The 4,503-nt window shown below is 63.3% G+C and carries 5 protein-coding genes; 1 reads left to right on the top strand and 4 read right to left on the bottom strand.

What is annotated here, in order from left to right; genetic code table 11:
- Window positions 1-134: 134 nt before the first annotated feature.
- Genes dut through PHE40_RS10670 form a run of 3 tightly spaced genes read right to left on the bottom strand, consistent with a single transcriptional unit; the run spans window position 135 to window position 2,514 of the window.
- Window positions 135-587: a dUTP diphosphatase gene (gene dut, locus PHE40_RS10680; RefSeq protein ID WP_299961587.1), complete on the bottom strand. Its 453-nt coding sequence runs from the start codon at window positions 585-587 to the stop codon at window positions 135-137.
- On the bottom strand, window positions 584-1,768 hold the full coding sequence (coaBC, locus tag PHE40_RS10675) for a bifunctional phosphopantothenoylcysteine decarboxylase/phosphopantothenate--cysteine ligase CoaBC (protein WP_366523610.1): 1,185 nt from the start codon (window positions 1,766-1,768) through the stop codon (window positions 584-586). Before coaBC ends, dut begins: the two co-directional genes overlap by 4 nt.
- A complete protein-coding gene (locus tag PHE40_RS10670; RefSeq protein WP_299961585.1) occupies window positions 1,765-2,514 on the bottom strand; it encodes a class I SAM-dependent methyltransferase in 750 nt (249 codons plus the stop codon). The genes coaBC and PHE40_RS10670 overlap by 4 nt, the downstream gene beginning before the upstream one ends.
- A 25-nt stretch (window positions 2,515-2,539) precedes the next feature.
- On the opposite strand from PHE40_RS10670, the gene mutM reads away from it, so the two are divergent.
- Window positions 2,540-3,367, top strand: a complete 828-nt coding sequence (gene mutM / locus PHE40_RS10665) for a bifunctional DNA-formamidopyrimidine glycosylase/DNA-(apurinic or apyrimidinic site) lyase (RefSeq protein ID WP_299961583.1) — start codon at window positions 2,540-2,542, stop codon at window positions 3,365-3,367.
- On the opposite strand, the gene PHE40_RS10660 is transcribed toward mutM, so the two are convergent.
- The gene (locus PHE40_RS10660) at window positions 3,368-4,465 is read right to left on the bottom strand and encodes a sensor domain-containing diguanylate cyclase (protein ID WP_299961581.1); all 1,098 of its coding nucleotides are present in this window, start codon (window positions 4,463-4,465) and stop codon (window positions 3,368-3,370) included.
- Window positions 4,466-4,503: the final 38 nt, after the last annotated feature.

Below are 4,503 nucleotides of genomic sequence, written 5' to 3'. Positions count from 1 at the left end.
ACGATCCTCACAAACGCTCCACGTGCAGCCCCCTGAGCGCGATCGTTTGAGGCTCGCTCACATGAGCGAGACGAAAGCGTGAATCGCCCTCAGAAAAACAGCATGAGCCTGATCGTACTTAAAGCGATCAGGCTCTAATGCCCGGTGCTGCCAAACCCGCCAGCCCCGCGCGCCGTTTCGTCCAAATCCTCCACCTCGTGCCAGACCGCGCGATAAACCGGCGCCAATACCGCCTGCGCAATCCGCATCCCGCGTGTCACGGTAAAATCCTCCGCCCCCGCATTCAGCACGATCACACAAACCTCTCCCCGGTAATCCTCGTCGATGGTGCCAGGAGAATTTGGAATCACAACACCATGCTTCAGCGCCAGCCCCGAGCGCGGCCGCACCTGTAGCTCAAACCCCGGCGGCAGCGCGATGGCAAACCCCGTGGGGATCAGCGCCCGCCCACCCGGTGCAATCCGCACCGCCTCATTCACCGCCGCCAGCAAATCCATCCCCGCCGCGCCCTTGGTCGCATATTCCGGCAGCGCCAGCCCAACGCCATGCGCCAAACGGCGGATTTTCACCTCATACCCAGCACTCATGCAAAAAACTTTCCGATCTTTTCAGCCAGAAGCCCGGCCACTTCCCGTTTGCTCAATTTCGGGCAGGCCTGCGCTCCCTGATCACTGAGCAGCAACACCTCGTTTTCCTCGCCGCCCATAATGCCGGTGCCGCCGACATTGTTGGCCACGATCCAGTCACACCCCTTGCGCGCCCGCTTGGCCGCCGCGTATTCCGCCAGACGCTCCGTCTCAGCGGCAAACCCCACCACCAGCCGGGGCCGCAGCGGCCCCGGCGCCGAGAGCCGCGCCAGAATATCAGGATTTTCAGCCAGTTGCAGCGCCGGGGGCACGCCGCCATCCTTCTTCATCTTCTGCCCCGCCGTGGCCGCCACGCGCCAATCGCCCACCGCCGCCGCGCACACCGCGATATCCGCCGGCAGCGCCGCCTCCACCGCCGCCAGCATCTGTGCGGCGGTTTCCACATGCACCGTTTGCACCCCCGCCGGGTCCGCGATGCCAACCGGCCCGCTCACCAGCGTCACCCGCGCGCCCAGCGCCGCCAGCGCCGCCGCGATGGCATGGCCCTGCTTGCCCGAACTGCGGTTGGCGATGTAGCGCACCGGATCAATCGGCTCATGCGTCGGCCCGGAGGTGACAATCGCATGCCTGCCGCTGAGCGGCCCCGTAACCCCAAGCGCCGCCTCAATCGCCGCCAGAATCACCGGCGGCTCCGCCAGTCGCCCCGGCCCAAACTCACCGCAGGCCATCGGCCCCGTATCGGGCGCCACCACCAGCACCCCGCGCGCCGCCAGCAGCGCCATATTCGCCCGCGTCGCCGGATGCTCCCACATGCGCACATTCATCGCAGGCGCCACCAGCACCCGCTTGTCGGTCGCCAGCAGCAGCGTGCTGGCCAGATCCCCCGCCAGCCCGGCCGCCATTTTCGCCAGAATATCCGCGCTCGCCGGGGCTACCACCACCAAATCCGCCGAACGAGACAGCTCAATATGCCCCATCTCGCTCTCATCGGTGAGCGAGAACAAATCAGTGTGGACTTTCTCGCCCGAGAGCGCCTGCAACGCCATCGGGGTGACAAATTTCTCCCCCGCAGGTGTCAGCACGCAGCGCACCCCGTAACCGGCCTTACTCAGCAGCCGCACCAGCTCCAGCGCCTTGTAGGCCGCGATCCCGCCGCTGACGATCAGCAGGATGCGCTTCACAGCCGCCAGCCCTGGTGAATCGCGGCAATCCCGCCGGAGAGGTTGCGATAGCTCACGCGCTCCAGCCCGGCGGCCTCCATCATCGCCTTCAGCGTCTCCTGGTCGGGGAACATGCGGATGCTCTCCGCCAGATACTGGTAGCTATGCGCATCCCTGGCGACGATCTGGCCGATTTTCGGTAGCGCCTGGAACGACCATGCATCATAGAGCTTCTCCAGCCCGGCGATTTGCAGTTTGGAGAACTCCAGCACCAAGAACTTGCCCCCAGGTTTAAGCACCCGCCGCGCCTCGGAAATCACCTTGTCCTTATTGGTGCAGTTGCGCAGGCCAAAGGCCATGGAAACCCGGTCCACCGACGAATCGGGCAGGGAAATTGCCTCGGCATCGGTCACCATGAAGCTGATTTCCCCCAAAAGCCCGTTGGCGGTGGCGCGGTCGCGCCCCACCGAGAGCATGGCGGCGTTGATGTCTGACAAAATCGCCGGTCCGCCGCCTTTTTTTAGCCAGCCGAAGGTAATGTCCCCGGTGCCGCCGGCCAGATCCAACAGCGTGCGGTTGGGCCGTGGGTCCAGCGCCTGGATGAATTCGCGCTTCCACAGCCGGTGCACGCCAAGCGACATCAGATCGTTCATGATGTCGTATTTTCCGGCCACGGAATCGAAAACCTCGCGCACCAGTTCGCGCTTTTTTGCGCGCTCCACGGTGGTGAAGCCAAAATCGACAGTCTCGGGGGTGTTGCTTGTCATGATCCTAGTATAGCCATGTTTGCAAATGCCGGAACTCCCCGAAGTAGAAACCGTGATGCGCGGGCTGGACGCCAGGTTGACTGGCCATGTGATAACGCGCGCCAGCCTGCACCGGCCTGACCTGCGCTGGCCGATCCCCCCCGAGCTGCCCAAAACTTTAACCGGCGCGCGCGTGCAGGGGTTTCGCCGCCGGGGCAAGTTCCTGCTGATGCGGTTGGACCGGGGGGTTTCAGTGCTGATCCACCTTGGCATGTCCGGCCGGATGATCTTTGACGCGCCACCCGCCAAACATGAGCATCTGACCCTGGAAATGGACGACGCAACACGACTTGGCTTTGTCGACCCGCGCCGTTTTGGCGCCCTGGACCTGATCGCCACCAGCGCCGAGGACACCCACAAGCTCCTCTCCGCCATGGGGCCAGAGCCGTTGGGGAACGAATTCTCTGGCCCAGTGCTGGCGGCGGCGCTGAGGGGGAAGATCACCACGATCAAAGCCGCGCTGCTGGACCAGGGGATCGTCGCCGGGATCGGGAATATCTATGCCAGCGAGGCGCTGTTCCGCGCCAAAATTTCGCCGCGCCGGTTGGCGGGGAGCTTAAGCAGACCGGCGGCGGAACGGCTGGCAACGGCGGTGAAGGAAACGCTGCGCGATGCCATCGCCGCCGGGGGATCGAGCTTGCGCGATTATGTGCAGCCAAATGGCGAGCTTGGATATTTTCAGCATGCCTGGAAAGTTTACGGCCGCGCCGGAGAGCCTTGTGAGCGCTGCCCCGGCGCGGCGGAATGCACGGGGATTAAACAGATTGTGCAGGCAGGGCGCAGCACATTTTACTGCCCGAAAACCCAGAAGTGATCATTCCGCGGCCAGAATTTTTTCCAGATTGCCGACCACCACCTTGTTTCGCCCGCTGGCCTTGGCGCGGTAGAGGCCATTGTCAGCGGTTTGCACCATGGCCTTCAGCCCAGCTTCGGGGTCTAGCCGCGCCACGCCAATGCTGATGGTGAATTTGCGGTGCGGGAATTCGGAATTTGTCACCAGCGCGCGTACCCGTTCGGCGACCAGAATGGCATCCGACAAATCCGTCGCGGGCAGGATGATAGCGAATTCCTCACCGCCGTAACGGGCCAGGAAATCATACGGACGCAAGCTCGTCAGCAGAACCCGCGCCACCGACTGCAAAGCGGTATCACCTGCCATATGGCCGAAAGTATCGTTGTATTGCTTGAACATATCGATATCGACCATCAGCAAGGAGAGCGGCGAACCGGTGCGCCGCGCGCGCGAGACTTCCTCATTCAACTTCTGATCGTAGGCGCGGCGGTTGGGGATTCCGGTGAGGGCATCGGTGATGCTCTGCTGGCCGAGCCGGGCATTGGCGGCGGAGAGACCGATGACGGTACGGCGCATGTCCAGCAATTCCATGATTTGGCGTGCCAGGGTTTGCAAAGCGCTCGTTTGTTCCGGCGAGAGGGTGCGGCTGCGCCGGTCCAGCACACTCAGGGAGCCAAGCACCGCGCCGGTGGGCGCAACCAGCGGCACGGCGGCGTAAAACCTCAGTTTCGCCGGGGCGATGATGTTGGCGGCGCCGGCAAAACGCGGGTCTTGCAGTATGTCCGCCACGATGATGACCGGCTCAGGCTGGGCGATGGTCAGATCGCAGAAGGCTTGACTGCGCGGCAGGTTCGGGGTTGCTTGCGCGAAGGTGCTGCTGCTGAAGCGCGCCTTGACCCATTGGCGGTCACGGTCGAAAAAAGAGATGAGCGCCACCGGCGCAGCGCAGATGAAAGCCGCGAGGCGCGCGATGTCATCATAGGATTTCTCCCGCTCGCTATCCAGGATTTCATAGGCATCCAGCGCTTGCAAGCGGATGGATTCATCATCGTCCAGAACGGGGGCGCTGAATGGCGCAATGGCGGCTCCGGGACGGCGTAAGGCTAAAATTTCATTCACGGCACTAAACCTTTCCGTTGGATAGGCCGATGTTAGGT

The sequence above is a fragment of the Acidocella sp. genome (assembly GCF_028687955.1).
Classification (GTDB): domain Bacteria; phylum Pseudomonadota; class Alphaproteobacteria; order Acetobacterales; family Acetobacteraceae; genus Acidocella.
This window is presented reverse-complemented; position numbering and strand designations above follow the sequence as displayed.

Bases quoted from the DNA above. Each gene is read 5' to 3' on its own strand.
- PHE40_RS10670 (WP_299961585.1), bottom strand. From the start codon at position 2,514: ATGACAAGCAACACCCCCGAGACTGTCGATTTTGGCTTCACCACCGTG.
- dut (WP_299961587.1), bottom strand. From the start codon at position 587: ATGAGTGCTGGGTATGAGGTGAAAATCCGCCGTTTGGCGCATGGCGTT.
- mutM (WP_299961583.1), top strand. From the start codon at position 2,540: ATGCCGGAACTCCCCGAAGTAGAAACCGTGATGCGCGGGCTGGACGCC.